The organism is Streptomyces sp. NPDC093225, from assembly GCF_044753805.1.
In the GTDB taxonomy this organism is placed as follows: Bacteria; Actinomycetota; Actinomycetes; order Streptomycetales; family Streptomycetaceae; genus Streptomyces.
On sequence record NZ_JBIVNX010000060.1, the window covers coordinates 1 to 16,970 of the forward strand.

Consider the following 16,970-nt stretch of genomic DNA (forward strand, 5'->3'; position numbering starts at 1 on the left):
AGGCCCGGGCGAAGCCCCGAAGCCCTCGGGGTGGGCCTGCCGCAGGGCCTGCAGGCCACCCCTGTCAAGCGCCGAGGGGACCCACACACCACGGGACGGCCCCACGAAGCGAGCCCACCCCGACACCGGTCAGGCCCGCGAAGCGAGCCCACCCGGGCGGCACCCACCCGGGCGGCGCCCCCATGGGAAGCACCCACGCACCGCCGTTCGGGCGTACCCGCGCCGTGGCGGGAATAGCCCCCCGATCTGGCCGGTTACCGCTGGGCGTACCCGCCCCCGACCCGAGGGAACGACCCGTCGTGAACCAGGCTCCGCACCAGGTCCCCACCATCCGGCTCAACAACGGCATCCACATGCCCCAGCTCGGCTACGGCGTCTGGCAGGTGCCGGACGCCGAGGCGGCGCAGGCCGTCGGGACCGCCCTGGAGGCCGGCTACCGCAGCATCGACACCGCCGCCGTCTACGGCAACGAGGCCGGCACCGGCAAGGGCATCGCCGCGTCGGGCCTGCCGCGCGAGGACGTGTTCGTCACCACCAAGCTGTGGAACGGCCCGGGCGAGCGCTGGGGCCGCGACAACGTGCTGCGCGAGTTCGACGCCTCGCTCGCCAAGCTCGGCCTCGACTACGTGGACCTGTACCTGATCCACTGGCCGCGCCCGATGCGGGACGACTACCTGGCCATCTGGAAGGCGTTCGAGGAGATCGCCGCGAGCGGGCGGGCGCGGGCCGTCGGCGTGTCCAACTTCCTGCCGGCGCAGCTGGAGCGGCTGCGCGCCGAGAGCGCGCTGGTCCCGGCGGTGAACCAGGTCGAGCTGCACCCGCTGTTCGCGCAGGCGGAGCTGCGTGCCCTGCACGCGGACCTGGGCATCGCCACGATGGCCTGGTCCCCGCTGGGCCAGGGCAAAGACCTGCTGACCCGCCCGGCGGTGCTCGCGGCCGCCGAGAAGCACGGCCGCAGCGCGGCACAGGTGGTGCTGCGCTGGCACCTGCAGACCGGCAACATCGCGATCCCGAAGTCCGTCACGCCCTCGCGCATCCGCGAGAACCTCGACGTCTTCGGCTTCGAGCTCGACGCGACGGACACGGCGGCGCTGGACGCGCTGGAGTCGGGCCGCCGGATCGGTCCCGACCCGGCGGAGTTCGACGCCTGAAGGAGGGCGGACGGCCCACGTCCCCTCCCGCACCGCCTCCGGTCGACGGCCCGCGCGGCCTCCCGCCGCCTACGAGGCTTCGTACGGACCCGACGCAAGGCCACCTGAGGCCCGCGCCGCAGCCCCGCACCACACCAGCCCCCGCACCAGCACCAGCACCAGCACCAGCACCAGCACCCCGAACGTCGGACCCGCCGGTACGCCACCATCCGGTACCGCGGGTCGGCGCGCGGCCGGTCCGGGGCCGGCAGGGCGAGGATCCGGACGGCCAGGGCCTCGGCGTCCTGGTCCAGGAGCGGCCGGGTGGTCGGGGTGCGCCCCCTCAGCTCGCGCCGTGGACCGGCGCGAGGGCGTGGACGCGTTCGGCGAGGGCGAAGTCGCGGTCCGTCAGTGCGTCACCGGCCGCGTGGGTGTTCACGGCGAGGTGGACGGTGTTGTAGCCGAGGGTGAGGTCGGAGTGGTGGTCCAGCTCGTCCTGCACCGCCGCGATGCCCACGACCAGCGCGGCGGCGGCGAAGTGCGACGGGGCCCGGAAGGTGCGGGCGAGCCGGTCGTCCTCCACGGCCCAGCCCGGCAGCTCGCGCAGCCGGTCCTCGATGTCCTTCTGCGACAGCGGCTCCAGTGCCATGGTCCCTCTCCTCCGCCAACAGCCGTTCCCGGCATGACATGTGACGTCCAGTTCCCGTTCTGCCCCAATCTTTCACAGCACACCGCGCGCTGACACGTTCCCGCCATAGTGCGGCCGGGTCCGTGTCGGACCGGGCGCCGCTCTTCCGTATGGCGTGGGCCGTCCCTATGCTCCTCCGCCGGACGCAACCTGTTACCGGCGGTAGCTCGGGGGTCTGGATGAGTTCACGACGTACCTTCCTGACGGGCGCGACGGCCGCGACGGCCGCAGCGACCGCGGCGACCGCGGCCGGCTCCGCGACCGCCCGCGCGGCGACCGGCGCACCCGGCCCGCACGGGGCGCCCGCCCCGGCCGTCCCGCACTCCGGGACCGGCGCGGCCCCCGCCCGGGTCGCCGTGCTCGGCGGCGGGGTCGCCGGCCTGACGGCCGCCCACGAGCTGGCCGAACGGGGCTTCGCCGTCACCGTCTACGAGCGCCGCGCGCTGGGCGGCAAGGCCCGCAGCATGGACGTCCCCGGCAGCGCCCGGGGCGGCCGTCGGCCGCTGCCGGCCGAGCACGGGTTCCGCTTCGTCCCCGGCATCTACCACAACCTGCCGGACACGATGCGCCGCATCCCGTTCGCCGGGAACCCGAACGGCGTGTGGGACAACCTCGTCACTCCCCCGGAGATGATGTTCGCCCGGGCCGGGGGCCGCGAGGACCTGCGCGCGCCCATCCCCTGGTCGGCCGAGCCCGCCCCGCTCACCCCGGAGGAGGTCGGGTGTGCACTGACCGGCATGCTGCAGACCTTCGTCCGGCTGCCGGCCCACGAGGTGGCGTACTTCGTCAACCGGGTCACGGTGTTCCTGACCAGCTGCGACGAGCGGCGCAGGGACGAGTGGGAGCGCACGCCCTGGTGGGAGTTCGTACGGGCCGAGCGGATGTCCTCCGAGTACCGGCGCATCCTCGCGGTCGGCATCACCCGCAACATCGTCGCCACGAAGGCGGAGGAGGCCTCCACCCGCACCGTGGGCACCCTCGGCGAGGCGTTCGTGTTCAACGCCCTGGGCCGGGGCGCCGACGGCCCGCCGGACCGGATCCTCGACGGCCCGACGAACGAGGCCTGGATCGACCCGTGGACCGCCCATCTGCGGTCCCTCGGGGTGGAGTTCCGCATCGGCTGGACCGTACGCGACCTGGCGTGTGTCGACGGGAGGATCGGCCACGCCGTGGTCGAGGACCCCGACGGCACGCCCGTGCGGATCACGGCCGACCACTACGTGAGCGCCCTGCCCGTCGAACACGCCCGCCGCACCTGGGGCCCCGCCCTGCGGGCGGCCGACCCGATGCTGGCGCGCTGCGACCTGCTGCGCACCGACTGGATGACCGGCATCCAGTTCTACCTCACGCGCAGCGCCCCGCTGGTCCACGGCCATCTCAACTGCATCGACTCCCCCTGGTCGTTGACGGCCATTCAGCAGGCGGAGCACTGGCAGCGGAGGCGGCCCGGCCGCGGTTTCGCGGACGTCTACGGCGACGGCACGGCGGTGGACTGCCTGTCCGTCGACGTGTCCGAGTGGGACAACCCCGGGATCCTGTACGGGAAGACGGCGAAGGAGTGCACCCGCGAGGAGATCGCGCGCGAGGTGTGGGCCCAGCTGAAGGCCTCGCTCAACGACTCGGGGGCGGTCCGGCTGCGCGACGGCGACCTGCACTCGTGGTTCCTGGACCCGGGCGTCACCGGGACCGGCACGCCGCATCCGGCCAACGAGGACGAACTGCTCGTCCACCCCGTGGGCACCCTGTACAACCGGCCCACCGCCGCGACCGCCGTCCCCAACCTCTACCTGTGCGGGGACTACGTGGCCGTGGACATCGACCTGGCCACGATGGAGGGCGCCAACGCCGCCGCCCGGGCCGCCGTCAACGCCCTTCTGGACCGGGCGGGTTCGACGTCGGAGCGGTGCACGGTGACGCCGATGTACCGGCCGCCGGAGCTGGAGCCGTTCCGGCGGCACGACCGGCTGCGCCACCGTCTCGGCCTGCGGAACGCGTTCGACCTGGGCTGACGCACGTCGACTAGGGTCACGGCCATGACGACTGCGACTTCGGCCGGGACGCCGGTACCGGACAGGGGAGTTGGGGCGGCGCCGGGCGGGGGCGGCCGCCCGGCTTCGGCGGGGAGCCTCCCGGACCCGGGGGCCGGCGTGGGACCGCTGCTGCGCGCCTGGCGGCAGCGGCGCCGGGTCAGCCAGCTGGACCTGGCCCTGCGCGCCGACTCCTCGGCCCGCCACATCAGCTTCATCGAGACGGGCCGCTCCCGCCCCAGCGAGGAGATGGTCCTGCGGCTCGCCGAGCACCTCGAGGTGCCGGTACGGGAGCGCAACGCCCTGCTCCTGGCCGCCGGTTACGCCCCGCAGTACACCGAGACCCCGCTCGCGGACCCCTCGATGGGCGCGCTGCGGGAAGGGCTCGAACGCCTGCTGACCGGGTACGAGCCGTACCCGGCGCTGGTCGTGGACGCGACGTACAACGTGATCGCGGCCAACCGCGGGATCGCGATGATGCTGGAGGGGCTGCCCGAGCACCTGCTCGCCGGGCCCCTCAACGCGATGCGGATCACCCTGCACCCCGAGGGGCTGGCCCCGCGGATCCTCAACCTGCGGGAGTGGCGCGGCCACCTGCTGGCGCAGATGGAGCGGCAGATCGCGCTGGCCCGGTCGGAGCCGCTGCGCGCGCTGTACGCGGAGGTGTCCGCGTACCCGCTGCCCGACCGGCACCCCGAGGACCCGGGCGAGGACCCGGAGCCGGTCCCGTACTTCGCCCTGCCGCTGCGCATCGAACTGGGCGGCCAGATCCTGTCCTTCGTCTCGTCCATCTCGACCTTCAACACGCCGATGGACGTGACCGTCGCCGAGCTGGCCATCGAGACGATGCTCCCGGCCGACCCGGCGACGGTGAAGTTCCTGCGCTCACTGGGTCCGTGAGCGCAGCGCCAGCTGCTGGAGCACGGCGAAGCCGAGGACGGTGACGGCCTGGAGGGGGATCCACACCGCGCCGGCGGCGGTGGGCGTGAGCCACACCACGAGGGCGACGACGCTGAGCGCGGCCCAGGCGAGGTTCGCCTCGACGACGAAGCGGACGCCGAGGGCGGGGGGCTCGCGGCGCGCCGCGAGCGCGCCCACCCCGAGGGCGTAGACGGTCAGGAAGAGACCGAGCTCCAGCACCAGGCCCTCCCCGACGCCCAGCAGCCGCCCGAGCGGCCCGGAGAAGGCGACGTACGCGAGCCCGTTGGCCCCCGTGACCACCGCGTCGAGCCCGAGGAAGCGCCGGAGCATGCCGCTCGGCTCGGCGGTCCGGGCGATGCTGCTGATGAGGGTCGCGGACATGACGAATCAGCCCCTTCGAGGTGGTGGGTGCGGGATGCGTGGACCGGGCCCCGGAGGCGAGTGCGCGCCCCCGGAACCCGATGCCCCCACTCTGCCGCCGCCCTTCTCCCACCGCGATTACCCCCGAGGTAATGGGCCCGCTCTACCCGCCTGCCCAGCGCTCCCGCTGGATGGAGGCGGAAGCGCGGGGTATGCGGGAGGAGCGGAGCTGGAGGCCGAGTTCCCGCGGGAGCAAGAGCGCCTGTCGGTGTCGGTGGCCTTCACGCCGGGGGCTCGGGTTCGGCGAGCGGGCCGCGGATGCGCTGCTCGGTCTCGTCGCGGATCGGCCGGATCGACGACGACGGCCGGATGCCGACCGCCCCGCCCCGTCATCGTGGTTCAGCGTTCCGAAACCCGGCGGTCGGCTGGCTGTGCACAACGGCACTTCTGCGTCGCACACTTGCCTGACAGGATCCACTCCATGCTGAAGATCACCAAGACCCGGACCGCGTCGAAGGTCGCCCAGCTCGCCGCGGTTGCGGCGACCGTGCCGATCCTCGTGCTGACGAACTCCACCTCCGCCGCGGCCTGGAACCCCCCGGGTGGAGTCGTCACCTGGGAGAACAACGAGACGCATGTCTGCCTCAACTGGAGCGACGACATGTACACGAGGAGCCCCAAGGCCCAGGTCGGGGACTGCCACAAGAGCAACTCGGACGTCTCCAACTGGTGGGAGGTGCCGGTTGACTCCACGTGGTGGACCTTCCACCCCACCCGCGTCGACAAGTACGGCAACACCGACAACCTGTGCCTGACCTCCTACAACTCCCTCGTCTACCTGGAGACCTGCCAGCCCGGAAACTGGTGGCAGCAGTGGCAGGAGTTGAAGATGGCCGACGGCGTCTGGAGGCTCAGGCACCGCGGCGCCGGCGCCTACGCGGGCTTCTTCCTGGACACCAACGGCCGGGACCTGTACACGCACCCGGAGAACTCCGGCAACTTCCAGAACTGGCACTGACACCCGGACCGCCAGGCCTCCGTGGTGACTACGCCGGCTCCAGCATGACCGCCGGCAGGGTGCCGGCCACGATCGGGGCCTTCGGTAGGGAGAGGCCGAGGAACTGCTCGACGACGCCCAGCGCGGTGTGGTGGACCTCCCTGCGGTCCAGGTCGGGGTCGGGCAGGCCGGCGGCGGTGAACAGGTCCTGGAGGCGGAGGGCCGTCGCAGCGTCTCCCGTGACCCCGGTGTAGCCCCACGAAGCATCCAGGTGCAGGTTGCACGCGCTCATGAGACGGCCGTCGTGGGCGTACTCGAACTGCGGGGGCACCGGCTTGCCGTTCTCCTCCTCGTATTCCAGTAGGCAGGCATGCACACCACCACGTGAGACCGGCTCCAGAGAGCCGAACTCGCCTTGCCAGCCTCCGTACGCGACCGCGTAGGCCCAGTCTCCCGCGCGGCCGAGGCGCAGGCCGATGCCGGCGTAGAGGTCTCCGAAGGTGTCGTCCAGGAGCTCTTCGAGCGAGCTGCCGGTGTGCTCCCCGGCGGCCACGGCGACGTGTCGCACTCCGTCTACGTTCTCGGCGAGGCGATCGGCGAGTTCTTCCGGAGTGAGACCGCGGGCCAGTACCACGTGGTAGCCGCCGAAGGTGATGGACCGGGGGGCAGCAAGCCAGGTTGTTCCGTCTGTCATGGCGGCCATCTTCGCCTGGCCCACTGACAACGCGGGGCGGGGCCGTGCGACCCGACCGCTATGACCGGAAGTCTGGTGGACTGACGGCATGAAGATCTTGTCCCCACGCGTCCTGCGAGGTCTGGAACGGCTCAATGCCGCCTACCCCTGGGACCACAACGCACGCTTCCACGGCTGGATCCTGCGGCAACTGCCCGAGCGGTTCGACCGCGCCCTGGACGTCGGCTCGGGGGCCGGGGATCTCGCGAGGCTGCTGGGACGCCGCGCCGAGGACGTGCTCGGGGTGGACTCCGATCCGAGGATCGTTGCCCGGGCCCGCCATGTGACGCCCCCGGACGCCCCGGTGGCCTTCAGCGTCGCCGACGCCATGACGGACGCGCCCGCGGGCCCCTTCGACGTCATCACCTGCGTGGCGACGATCCACCACCTGCCGTTCACCGAGGCGCTGACCGGCTTCCGAAGCCTCCTGGCCCCGGGAGGAAGTCTGGTGGTCGTGGGACTGTCGCGTGCCGAGAGCCGAACGGACCACGTCCTCGGCCTGCTGTCGATCCCGCTCAACCCGGCCCTGGGCTGGCTGAAGAACGGGGGCAGGCGGTCTCCACGGCCTCTGTCGATGACGGCACCCACGCGCGAGGCGGACATGACGTTCGACGATCTCGCCCGCCAGGCCCGAGCTCCTGCCCGGCGTGCGACTGCGCCGGCGGCTATTCTGGCGCTACACGCTCGTCTGGCACAACCGGTGAGAACGGCCGGTTCGGAGACGCCTCATGGATGCGTGAGCCGCCGAGGCGTGCTGAACTGCCTTCGTGTGCAGGGAAGTCACGCCCGCACCGTCCGCGGAGAGCGGCGCCGTGATCCGGAGTCGGAAGGCTCAAAAACTGCCTCTTCAACTTTCGTGCGGGCGCTGCCGTGTTCAACCTTTTCGGGAGGCAAGCGGGCCCTTCGTTCCCGGCGGACCGCGAGTTGCCGGGAGGGAATTCCGGAGGGAACGTGAACGGAGGGGCGACGTCGGGCGGAACCTGGAGCGCGTGATGACGAAGATCAAGTTCGAGAGCGTGTTCGCGGTGGTCATGGAAGGCTCTGGCCAGCGATCGATCATCCTCCGCGTGGACGACGAGGAGGTCTGGGAGGGGGCGATCGGCCAAGGAGACTTCGTCGACATCAACGTGACGTTGCCGATCACCACGTTGTTCGTCGAGTTGGGGACCAGGAGATTCGACGACCACGGAAATCCCGACGGGTTCCTGAACTACAAGCACCTCGTCGAGTTTCCACCGCCCTCGGAGGAGGACGTCTGGAAGGTCACGCTCTTCGACGAGAACATGACCAGGCCCAAATTCCGGAGCCGCATCGAGGGCCTCGGAGGAAGATTCGAACTCGAAGTCTCCTTCCACGGCTGACCGGGGCGACGCGCGACGCCCCGGGCGGGCTGCCCGGGGCGTCGTGGTGGTCTTCGCCGCGGTGCTCCTCGCGGAGGCGGAGGGTCAGGCGAGGTCGATGCCGAGCTGGGTGGCGGCGGCCTGGACGGTCTGCTCCAGGAGGACGGCGATGGTCATCGGGCCGACGCCGCCCGGGACCGGGGTGATCAGGGAGGCGACGGCGGCCGCGGAGTCGAAGTGGACGTCGCCGACGTTGCCCTCGTTGTAACCGGCGTCCAGGACGACCGCGCCCGGCTTGATGTCCTCGCCCCGGATGAGTTCGGCCTTGCCGACGGCCGCGACCAGGACGTCCGCCTGGCGGACGATCGACGGCAGGTCGGCGGTGCGGGAGTGGCAGTAGGTGACGGTGGCGTCCTTGGCCAGCAGCAGCATGCCGGCCGGCTTGCCCAGGATGGCGCTGCGGCCGACGACGACCGCGTGCTTGCCGCGCAGGTCCACGTCGTACTCCTCCAGCAGGCGCATGATGCCGCCGGGGGTGCAGGAGACGAAGCCGGGCTCGCCGAAGCTCATGGCGGCGAAGGAGTGCATGGTCACGCCGTCGACGTCCTTCGACGGGGCGATGGCCTCGAAGGCGGCGCGCTCGTCGATGTGCGCCGGGACGGGGTGCTGGAGCAGGATGCCGTGCACCTCGGGGTCCTCGGAGAGGGCGGTGATGGCCGCGACCAGCTCCTCGGTGGTGGTCTCGGCCGGCAGCGGTACGTGGCGGGAGGTGATGCCGGCCTTGGCGCAGCGGTTCCGCTTCATCTTCACGTACGTGACGGAGGCCGGGTCGTCACCGACGAGGACGGTGGCCAGGCAGGGCGCGGTACCGGTGGCCTCGGTGATCTTCCGGGCGTGTTCGGCGGTCCGCTCGGCGATGCGGCGGGCGACGGCGGTGCCGTCCATGAGGCGGGCAGTCTGGGCAGTCGTCACGGGGTCTCCTGAACGTCGCTGCGGTCGCGGCTAGCGGTACGCGGTAAACGGTTCGCGGTGTCGCCCAGGCGCGCGGCTGCGACGTACGAGGGGGCCCGTACGGCTCCCGGTACGCGGGCCGCTCCCCGGTGGTGATCCACCCGAACGCCAGTCACGGCCCGCCGACCACTGTAGTCGAACCCGTAATCGGGTGGCAGCCCGGCCCCGGCCGCTGGGATGATCACGGCATGACGCCCACTTTCGACAAATTGGTCGCCGAAGCCGAATCCGTCTCCGTCGAGGGCTGGGACTTCTCCTGGCTCGACGGCCGCGCCAGCGAGCAGCGGCCGTCCTGGGGGTACCAGCGGATGCTCGGCGAGCGGCTGGCCCGGGCGAGCGCCGCCCTCGACATCCAGACCGGCGGAGGCGAGGTGCTCGCCGGGGCGGGGCCGCTGCCGCCCCTCATGGTCGCCACCGAGTCCTGGCCGCCGAACGTCGCGAAGGCGACGCGGCTGCTGCACCCGCTCGGCGCCGCGGTGGTCGTGGACCCGGACGAGCCGCCGCTGCCCTTCGGGGACGAGGCGTTCGACCTGGTCAGCAGCCGGCATCCGGTGACGATCTGGTGGTCGGAGATCGCGCGGGTGCTGCGCCCGGGCGGCACGTACTTCTCGCAGCAGGTCGGACCGTCGAGCGTCTTCGAGCTGGTCGAGTACTTCCTCGGCCCGCAGCCGGAGGAGGTGCGGCGCGCGCGGCACCCGGACGACGCGGCCCGGGACGCGGAGGCCGCGGGTCTGGAGGTGGTGGACCTGCGCGCGGAGCGGCTGCGCACCGAGTTCGGGGACATCGGGGCGGTGATCTACTTCCTGCGGAAGGTGATCTGGATGGCGCCCGGCTTCACGGTCGCCCGGCACAAGGACCGGCTGCGGGAGCTGCACGACAAGATCGAGAACGAGGGCCCGTTCGTCGCGCACACCGCCCGCTTCCTGATCGAGGCCCGCAAATCTTGATCGACGCCGGTCCGCCGTCGACGCCCGCGGTCGTGATCAAGGCCCCGGCGGTCCTGATCAAGACCCCGCCGTCCCGGGACGCCCGCCGCCGACGCCCGCCGGCCGCCCCGGGACGGCGCGCACTTGACGCGCGCACGCCAATCAGGCCGCCCCCGGGAATGACGCTCCGGCCCGGTGCGTTGACGCTCGCGAGGGGACACATCGGGTGGTAAGGGGGCGGATGCTGCGGGGGGCGGAACGGTTGTCTCCCGGGAGCGTGGCGCAGGTCACTCAATTCCGCGCGTAACGAATCGACTCGACCCGCCGATGAACCGACAGGTGTCCTCGCGCGGCCCCGTTGGACCGACCCGGTGGAAGCCGGATTGGTACGGCGTCCTGCTGTCGCGCGATGATGTCCCGCCCGTCCTTTATCTGTTCGCAACGAGAGGCTCCTTGTGTCGCTCAGCCCGTCCCGTACGTTCCCGCCGGAGATCGCCGAATCCGAGGCCCTCGTCGCGCTCGTCGAGCGCGGCCGCGAGCAGGGTCACATCAACGGTGACGACGTGCGCATGGCCTTCGAGGCCGGCCGCATCCCGGTGGACCAGTGGAAGCGGGTCCTGCGCAGCCTGAACCAGGTCCTGGACGAGGAGGGGGTGGCCCTGCACGTCAGCGCCGCGCCCGCCGCCAAGACCGCCGCCAAGAAGCCGCGCAAGGCCGCGGCCGCCACGACCCGCAGCGTGGCCAAGAAGACCACTCCGACCGCCGCGCCGCGCCCCATCGGCGTGCGCAGCGCCAAGGCCACCGCGGCCGCCGCCGCGGCAGCCGCTGCCGCCCCCGCGGCGGCGATATCCGCTCAGCCGCAGGCCCCGGCCGCCGAGGGCACCGCCGTCGCCGACCCGGCCGCCGAGCCGAAGAAGCGCACCGTGAAGAAGGCCGCCGCCAAGAAGACGGTGGCCGCCAAGAAGACCGCCGCGAAGAAGACCACGGCCAAGGACGCCGACCCGGCCGCCGGCGAGGAGATCAACCTCGAGGGCGAGGACTGGGCCGCGGAGATCACCGGCGGTACCGAGGAGCCCGAGGAGGACGAGTCGAAGGCGGGCGGCGCCGGCTTCGTGCTGTCCGACGAGGACGACGACGACGCCCCGGCGCAGACCGTCATGGTGGCCGGCGCCACCGCCGACCCGGTCAAGGACTACCTGAAGCTGATCGGAAAGGTGCCGCTGCTCAACGCCGAGCAGGAGGTCGAGCTGGCCAAGCGCATCGAGGCCGGCCTCTTCTCCGAGTTCATCCTGGACGAGGACGAGGCGAACGAGCTCGAGCGCGGCTACAAGCGCGAGCTCGAGATCCTCGTCGAGGACGGCAAGCGCGCGAAGAACCACCTGCTGGAGGCCAACCTCCGCCTCGTGGTCTCGCTCGCCAAGCGCTACACCGGCCGCGGCATGCTCTTCCTGGACCTGATCCAGGAGGGCAACGTCGGTCTGATCCGCGCCGTGGAGAAGTTCGACTACACCAAGGGCTTCAAGTTCTCCACCTACGCGACCTGGTGGATCCGGCAGGCGATCACCCGTGCCATGGCCGACCAGTCGCGCACCATCCGCATCCCCGTGCACATGGTCGAGATCATCAACAAGCTCGCCCGCGTGCAGCGCCAGATGCTCCAGGACCTGGGCCGCGAGCCCACCCCGGAGGAGCTGGGCAAGGAGCTCGACATGACCCCGGAGAAGGTCATCGAGGTCCAGAAGTACGGGCGCGAGCCGATCTCCCTGCACACCCCCCTGGGTGAGGAGGGCGACAGCGAGTTCGGTGACCTCATCGAGGACTCCGAGGCGGTCGTGCCGGCCGACGCGGTCTCCTTCACCTTCCTCCAGGAGCAGCTGCAGTCGATCCTCGGCACGCTCTCCGAGCGCGAGGCCGGTGTCGTGTCCATGCGGTACGGCCTGAACGACGGCCAGCCGAAGACGCTGGACGAGATCGGCCGCGTGTACGGGGTCACCCGCGAGCGGATCCGGCAGATCGAGTCCAAGACCATGTCGAAGCTGCGCCACCCGTCCCGCTCCCAGGTGCTGCGCGACTACCTCGACTAGTCGCACCGCGCCGGTCCGGACGACCCGGCGGCACGTACCGGAGGCCCGGTCCCCTCTCGAGGGGGCCGGGCCTCCGGCCGTCGATCCCGCCCCACCGCGGCCGGAACGCGCCGCCGCACCCCGGCCGGAACGGGCGCGCCTCAGCGCAGCCGGAACACCGGTCCCCGCGCCGTGAACGGCAGCGACGCCCCCTGCGGGATCAGGAAGGCGTGCTCGCGCCGGATCCGCAGGACGTCGCACCACCCGTCGGTGATCACCAGCACCGGCGCGGCCGCCGGGAAGTCGGGGGCCCGGGCCAGCAGGTCGATCCCGGGCTGCAGGACCGTACCGCCGCGCCCGCGCACCCGTACCCGGCCGGCGATCTCGGCGGGCGGCAGGTAGCCGGCGTCGTGGGCGGCCGCGTCGCAGAAGACCACCCGGGCCGCCGGCACGTCGCGGGAGGCCGCGTACGAGGCGATGGCCCCGAGCGCCTTGCCGAGCAGGGCCCGGTCCATGGAGCCCGAGGTGTCCAGGACCACCCCGAAGGTGCACCGGGCGATCTCCTCGGGCGGGACGTACCGGCCGGCCCGCGGGATGTCCGGGGTGGCCGCCTGGCGGCGGGCCGGGCGGGCGAAGCTGCGCACCGGTTCCGGCCGCGGCACGTACTCGTCGAACCAGCGGGCCAGCCGGGCGTCCCACGGCACCGGCGGGTGGGCCAGTGCCCTGATCTCCTCCACCAGACCGGCGGGCAGCAGCCCCCGCTCCTGGTACCGGTGCAGGTCCAGGCCCTGCACCAGGCCGCGCCGGTAGAAGGCGTCCAGGTCGACGTACGGGCGGCCGGCCGCGTGCGGCAGCGGCTCGCCGAGCATGTCGCCCAGGCCCTTGCCGCGCAGGGTGGACAGTCTCCGTCTGCGGCGCAGGTCGGTGGCGACGCGGTCGTAGACCTCCTCGACCGACAGGTCCCTGAGGTCCGGGTCGTACAGCAGGCCCTCGGGCATCTCGCCCACGGCCATCTCGACGAGCCAGCCGTTGACCACGTAGTCGGCGGCGACGTTGAAGAGGTACGGGTCGCGCGGGCCCCGGCGCTCGCCGTGCCGCAGCGCGGCGTGCAGCATCTCGTGGGCCAGGACGAACCGCCACTCGGGGTCGGTGAGCGTCCGCAGCGGGTTGACGTAGATCTCGCCCGCGGCCGCGCTGACCGCGGCGACGGAGATGTCGTGGGCCCGTGCCAGCTCGGCGTCGGCGACCACGGTCAGCCCCGCGGCCAGCCCGCCGAGCAGCGGGTACGAGGAGACGAACCAGTTCAGGGCGCGGTCCCAGGGGCGCTGGGGCACCAGCTGCCCGGTGGCCCGGTCCCGGCGGCCGCCCGCCTCGTCCATGGCGGCCGAGACGCTGCGGGTCAGGGCGTGTGCGAACGCCGTCTCCCAGTCGGTGGGGGCGCGGTCGCCGTACGGCCACGTGCGCAGGACCTGGTCCGGCTCGCCGGGGGCGGTGCCGCACTCCTCGTACCCGGCCGGGACGCCGTCGCGGCGCCAGCGGGCGGCCAGCTCCTCCTCGTCGCCGCCGGGGTACTGCCCGGGCAGGCCCTCCGGGGCGCGCCCGGCGGGGAAGGTGAGCAGGAAGCGGTTGACCACGGCGCAGCGGGCCGCGCGGGCGGACCGGTCCGGGGCGGGACGGTCGTCCTCGCGGCTCGCCGGAAGGTGGCCGAAGCCGAGGTGGAGCAGGCTGTGGGCGAGGGACCAGGCCCAGGCCGCGGGCTCGGCGAGGCGGGTGGGGTGGACGTGCACGTAGCCGTTGGAGTCCACCCGGGTCAGGCCGTGGCGGGGGCTGAGGGTGCACGAGGCGCTGCGGCAGAACTCGGCCTCCACGGCGGCGAAGGCCGGGTTCCGTTTGATCAGCGCGAGGCCGGCCGCGAAGGCCTCGGTCGCGGGGTCGGGCCGGTCGGCGCGCCTGCGGGCGGTACGGGTCACCGGGTGTCCCCGTCCGTGCCGGGCGGCGTACGGCCCAGCGGTCCGGCCCCGGGCGGCGTGCACGGCGTACGGTTCACCGGCGGGCCTCGACCAGGCGGGGCATGTCGCGGGCCGCCTCGACGAGGAACCAGGCCGGCAGCACCGGCTGCCCGTCGACGTCGTCGGCGATCACCGTCTGGGCCACCTCCACCGAGATCTCGGCGAGCTGCACCAGCAGGGACTTGGCCCGGTACGCGGTCTGTCGGACGGCCGGCGAGACGTGCTCCTTGCGCGCGGGCAGCTCCTTGACCAGCCGGCCGCGGAAGGCCTCGGCGAGGTAGTAGAGCAGGTCGCGGTCCTGCATGCGGGCCGGCCAGGACGCGTCGCCCTTGATGATCGCCTCGATGCCGAAGGCATGCCGGACGATCTTGGCGTACCCGCAGAAGGAGACCGCGTGGGCGGGGGTGAGCGTGCCGTGCACGACGACCTTGAGGGTGTCCTCGTCGAGGTCCGGCCCGAAGGAGTGCAGGGCGTCGGAGAGCATGTGCCAGGAGCGGGGCGTGGAGAACGGCTCCTCGGTCTTGGGCGGGGCGGACCACAGGTGGTCGGGCCGGTCGGTGAGGTAGTCGGTCACCCAGGGGTGGATGCCGTGCTCCCCCGCCCACACCAGCCAGTCGGCGGCCGAGGCGGCCAGGTGCACGTGGGTGAGGCGGTTGACCAGCGCCGAGGCGATGGGGCGGGCCAGGGCGTTGTCGGTGGCGCGGTTGCCGGCGCCGATCACGATCGAGCCGGCGGGCAGCTCGTAGCTGCCGATGCGGCGGTCGAGGATCAGCGAGTAGAAGGCCTTCTGGACGTCCGGGGTGGCCGCGTTCAGCTCGTCCAGGAAGAGGCAGTACGGCTCGTCGCGGGCGATCGCCTCGGGCGGGCAGAACACCGAGCGGCCGTCGCGGATCTGGGGGACGCCGATCAGGTCCTCGGGCGCGAGCTGGGTGCCGAGCAGGCTCACGCACTCCAGTCCCAGCGACTCGGCGAACTTCCTGACCAGCGAGGACTTTCCGATGCCGGGGGCGCCCCAGAGGAAGACCGGCCGGACGGTGGCGAGGCCGAGGAGCAGTTCGGGGACCTGGGCGGGGGTGACGGTGACGGCAGCCTGCAAGGCGGGGGTTCCTCCGGGGAGTCAGGGGCGCCCGGTCCGTCGCGGATCCGGTGCGCCCCCAGTCTGGGCACACCGGATCCCCGACCGCAGCCCAATTACCGCCCGGCGGGCGCGGGTACGGGCGGCCCGGCGGGCTCCCGTACCGCCTCCCCCACGGCGTCCCCCACGGCCTCCTCCACGGCCTCCTCCACGGCCTTCCGCTCGGTCTCCGGTACGGCCTCCAGTACGGCCTCCGGTACGCGAGCGCCCGCGGCCCGGTCGCGGCGGGCGGCCATCCAGGCGTACACGGCCACGCCGGCGAACAGGAACAGCACGCCCTGGTACACGGCCGCGTACCCGGAACCCGCCACCAGCCACACCGAGAAGGCGAAGGCCGCGCCGGCCAGGGCGGTGTCGCGGACCAGCCGGCCGCGCCGGACCCGGTCGCGCTGCCCGGAGGCGAGGAAGTACAGCTGGGCGGCGCTGGACAGCAGGTACGGCACGGTGGCGGTGAAGGTGGTGACCAGCACCAGCGTCTCGAAGACCCCGCCCGCCCCGAAGGCGTAGTTGTACACGGTCAGGGACGAGGCGAGCACGGTGGTGACGAGCACGCCCGCCACCGGCACCCCGCGCCGCTTGACGGTGAACACCCGCGGGAACAGCCCGTCGTGGGCGGCCGCGTACGGGGTCTGGGCGCTCAGCAGCGTCCAGCCGTTGAGCGCGCCGGTCATGGACACGAGGGCCGCGACGGCGACGGCCGCGCCGCCCCAGGTGCCGCCGAACATGGCGTCCACGGCGGCCGAGAACGGCGCCTGGGAGGCGACGAGTTCGTCGTGCGGGACCAGGCCGAACACGGCGAGGGTGCCCAGCAGGTAGACCAGTGCGGCACCGAGGGTGCCGAGCACGGTGGCGCGGCCGACGTTGCGGCGCGGGTCGCGGACCTCGCCGGCGCTGACGGCGGCGGACTCCACGCCCAGGTAGCTGAAGAGCAGGATCGCCGCGGAGGCCGAGACGGCGCCGAGGGCGCTGTGGCCCTCGGTGCGGAACGGTCCGAGGTGGGCGGGGTCGAAGAAGAACAGCCCGCCGACCGCGACCAGCAGCAGGGGCACGAACTTCAGCACGGTGGCGACGACCTGGACCGCGCCGACGTACCGGGTGCCGGCCAGGTTGGCCAGCGCGGGCAGCCACTGCACCAGCAGGGCGGCCGCGCACATGGTCAGCGGGCTGCCGCCGACCGGGAGGAGCACGTCGAGGTAGCCGACGGCGGCCACGGCCAGGGCCGCGTTCGAGACCCAGGTGGTGATCCAGTAGCTCCAGGCGGCCAGGAAGCCGGCGAAGTCGCCGAACGCGGCGCGCGCGTACACGTACGGGCCGCCGGTCCGCGGATGCCGCTCGGCCAGCCGGCCGAAGACCAGGGCGAGGGCGAGGGCGCCGGCGGTCAGCACGCCGAAGGCGACGAGGCTGACGGTGCCGAACGGCGCCACGCTCGCGGGGAGCAGGAAGATCCCGCCACCGATGATGTTGCCCATGACCAGGGCGGTGGCGACCGGAAGACCGAATCGCCGGGTGTGGGGGCTCGTGGCCCGCTCGGACGTCTCATGCGCAGGGGTGGGCGTCATGGGGTGGTACAGGCCTTACGTCGTGCTCCGTTGCGAAAACCCGACCATGGTCCGGTACGCCGCAGGAGCCG

At 72.7% G+C, this 16,970-nt stretch carries 14 protein-coding genes, 1 pseudogene and 1 riboswitch; of the genes and pseudogenes, 8 read left to right on the top strand and 7 right to left on the bottom strand.

Annotated features, from left to right (window positions below; all coding sequences use genetic code 11):
* Positions 1–353: 353 nt before the first annotated feature.
* Entirely contained in the window at positions 354–1,151 is a 798-nt protein-coding gene (locus ACIQCH_RS33705) for an aldo/keto reductase (RefSeq protein ID WP_402587365.1), read from the top strand.
* 322 nt (positions 1,152–1,473) lie between these two features.
* Here the strand turns inward: ACIQCH_RS33705 and ACIQCH_RS33710 are convergent, their stop codons facing one another.
* Positions 1,474–1,779: a 4a-hydroxytetrahydrobiopterin dehydratase gene (locus ACIQCH_RS33710; RefSeq protein ID WP_402587316.1), complete on the bottom strand. Its 306-nt coding sequence runs from the start codon at positions 1,777–1,779 to the stop codon at positions 1,474–1,476.
* A 218-nt stretch (positions 1,780–1,997) separates the two neighbouring features.
* Between ACIQCH_RS33710 and ACIQCH_RS33715 the strand changes: the two genes are divergently transcribed.
* Positions 1,998–3,827, top strand: coding sequence for an FAD-dependent oxidoreductase (locus ACIQCH_RS33715; protein ID WP_402587318.1), 1,830 nt, complete (start codon positions 1,998–2,000; stop codon positions 3,825–3,827).
* A 24-nt stretch (positions 3,828–3,851) separates the two neighbouring features.
* The gene (locus ACIQCH_RS33720; protein ID WP_402587320.1) at positions 3,852–4,745 is read left to right on the top strand and encodes a helix-turn-helix domain-containing protein; all 894 of its coding nucleotides are present in this window, start codon (positions 3,852–3,854) and stop codon (positions 4,743–4,745) included.
* On the opposite strand, the gene ACIQCH_RS33725 is transcribed toward ACIQCH_RS33720, so the two are convergent.
* Positions 4,731–5,147, bottom strand: coding sequence for a hypothetical protein (locus ACIQCH_RS33725; protein ID WP_402587321.1), 417 nt, complete (start codon positions 5,145–5,147; stop codon positions 4,731–4,733). The two genes, ACIQCH_RS33720 and ACIQCH_RS33725, sit on opposite strands and share 15 nt — an antisense overlap.
* A gap of 460 nt (positions 5,148–5,607) precedes the next feature.
* Here ACIQCH_RS33725 and ACIQCH_RS33730 point away from each other — a divergent pair, with 460 nt between their 5' ends.
* Entirely contained in the window at positions 5,608–6,144 is a 537-nt protein-coding gene (locus ACIQCH_RS33730; RefSeq protein ID WP_402587323.1) for a hypothetical protein, read from the top strand.
* Between the two features lie 28 nt (positions 6,145–6,172).
* Here the strand turns inward: ACIQCH_RS33730 and ACIQCH_RS33735 are convergent, their stop codons facing one another.
* The gene (locus tag ACIQCH_RS33735) at positions 6,173–6,817 is read right to left on the bottom strand and encodes a DUF6461 domain-containing protein (RefSeq protein ID WP_402587325.1); all 645 of its coding nucleotides are present in this window, start codon (positions 6,815–6,817) and stop codon (positions 6,173–6,175) included.
* Between the two features lie 88 nt (positions 6,818–6,905).
* On the opposite strand from ACIQCH_RS33735, the pseudogene ACIQCH_RS33740 reads away from it, so the two are divergent.
* Together ACIQCH_RS33740 and ACIQCH_RS33745 are read left to right on the top strand one after the other, a co-directional pair.
* Positions 6,906–7,560 (top strand): annotated as a pseudogene (locus ACIQCH_RS33740) (class I SAM-dependent methyltransferase).
* Between the two features lie 288 nt (positions 7,561–7,848).
* The gene (locus ACIQCH_RS33745; protein ID WP_402587327.1) at positions 7,849–8,217 is read left to right on the top strand and encodes a hypothetical protein; all 369 of its coding nucleotides are present in this window, start codon (positions 7,849–7,851) and stop codon (positions 8,215–8,217) included.
* 84 nt (positions 8,218–8,301) lie between these two features.
* Here the strand turns inward: ACIQCH_RS33745 and ACIQCH_RS33750 are convergent, their stop codons facing one another.
* Positions 8,302–9,168 carry a bifunctional 5,10-methylenetetrahydrofolate dehydrogenase/5,10-methenyltetrahydrofolate cyclohydrolase gene (locus ACIQCH_RS33750; RefSeq protein WP_030203291.1) on the bottom strand — a complete coding sequence of 289 codons (867 nt, stop codon included), beginning with the start codon at positions 9,166–9,168 and terminating at the stop codon, positions 8,302–8,304.
* 55 nt (positions 9,169–9,223) lie between these two features.
* Positions 9,224–9,333: riboswitch (ZMP/ZTP riboswitch) on the bottom strand.
* Between the two features lie 62 nt (positions 9,334–9,395).
* On the opposite strand from ACIQCH_RS33750, the gene ACIQCH_RS33755 reads away from it, so the two are divergent.
* Positions 9,396–10,154 (top strand): class I SAM-dependent methyltransferase, encoded by a 759-nt coding sequence (locus ACIQCH_RS33755; RefSeq protein ID WP_402587329.1) that lies wholly within the window; start codon positions 9,396–9,398, stop codon positions 10,152–10,154.
* 434 nt (positions 10,155–10,588) lie between these two features.
* The gene (locus ACIQCH_RS33760) at positions 10,589–12,217 is read left to right on the top strand and encodes an RNA polymerase sigma factor (RefSeq protein ID WP_402587331.1); all 1,629 of its coding nucleotides are present in this window, start codon (positions 10,589–10,591) and stop codon (positions 12,215–12,217) included.
* A gap of 140 nt (positions 12,218–12,357) precedes the next feature.
* Here the strand turns inward: ACIQCH_RS33760 and ACIQCH_RS33765 are convergent, their stop codons facing one another.
* The 3 genes from ACIQCH_RS33765 to ACIQCH_RS33775 all read right to left on the bottom strand — a co-directional run bounded on the left by ACIQCH_RS33765 (position 12,358) and on the right by ACIQCH_RS33775 (position 16,899).
* Positions 12,358–14,166, bottom strand: a complete 1,809-nt coding sequence (locus ACIQCH_RS33765; RefSeq protein ID WP_402587333.1) for a hypothetical protein — start codon at positions 14,164–14,166, stop codon at positions 12,358–12,360.
* A 73-nt stretch (positions 14,167–14,239) separates the two neighbouring features.
* Positions 14,240–15,301 (bottom strand): ATP-binding protein, encoded by a 1,062-nt coding sequence (locus ACIQCH_RS33770; protein ID WP_402587334.1) that lies wholly within the window; start codon positions 15,299–15,301, stop codon positions 14,240–14,242.
* A 95-nt stretch (positions 15,302–15,396) separates the two neighbouring features.
* Positions 15,397–16,899, bottom strand: a complete 1,503-nt coding sequence (locus ACIQCH_RS33775; protein ID WP_402587336.1) for an amino acid permease — start codon at positions 16,897–16,899, stop codon at positions 15,397–15,399.
* Positions 16,900–16,970 lie beyond the last annotated feature (71 nt).

Coding starts and splice junctions, on each gene's coding strand:
- ACIQCH_RS33775 (WP_402587336.1), bottom strand. CDS start 16,899: ATGACGCCCACCCCTGCGCATGAGACGTCCGAGCGGGCCACGAGCCCC.
- ACIQCH_RS33745 (WP_402587327.1), top strand. CDS start 7,849: ATGACGAAGATCAAGTTCGAGAGCGTGTTCGCGGTGGTCATGGAAGGC.
- ACIQCH_RS33725 (WP_402587321.1), bottom strand. CDS start 5,147: ATGTCCGCGACCCTCATCAGCAGCATCGCCCGGACCGCCGAGCCGAGC.
- ACIQCH_RS33755 (WP_402587329.1), top strand. CDS start 9,396: ATGACGCCCACTTTCGACAAATTGGTCGCCGAAGCCGAATCCGTCTCC.
- ACIQCH_RS33715 (WP_402587318.1), top strand. CDS start 1,998: ATGAGTTCACGACGTACCTTCCTGACGGGCGCGACGGCCGCGACGGCC.
- ACIQCH_RS33735 (WP_402587325.1), bottom strand. CDS start 6,817: ATGACAGACGGAACAACCTGGCTTGCTGCCCCCCGGTCCATCACCTTC.
- ACIQCH_RS33730 (WP_402587323.1), top strand. CDS start 5,608: ATGCTGAAGATCACCAAGACCCGGACCGCGTCGAAGGTCGCCCAGCTC.
- ACIQCH_RS33720 (WP_402587320.1), top strand. CDS start 3,852: ATGACGACTGCGACTTCGGCCGGGACGCCGGTACCGGACAGGGGAGTT.
- ACIQCH_RS33710 (WP_402587316.1), bottom strand. CDS start 1,779: ATGGCACTGGAGCCGCTGTCGCAGAAGGACATCGAGGACCGGCTGCGC.
- ACIQCH_RS33705 (WP_402587365.1), top strand. CDS start 354: ATGCCCCAGCTCGGCTACGGCGTCTGGCAGGTGCCGGACGCCGAGGCG.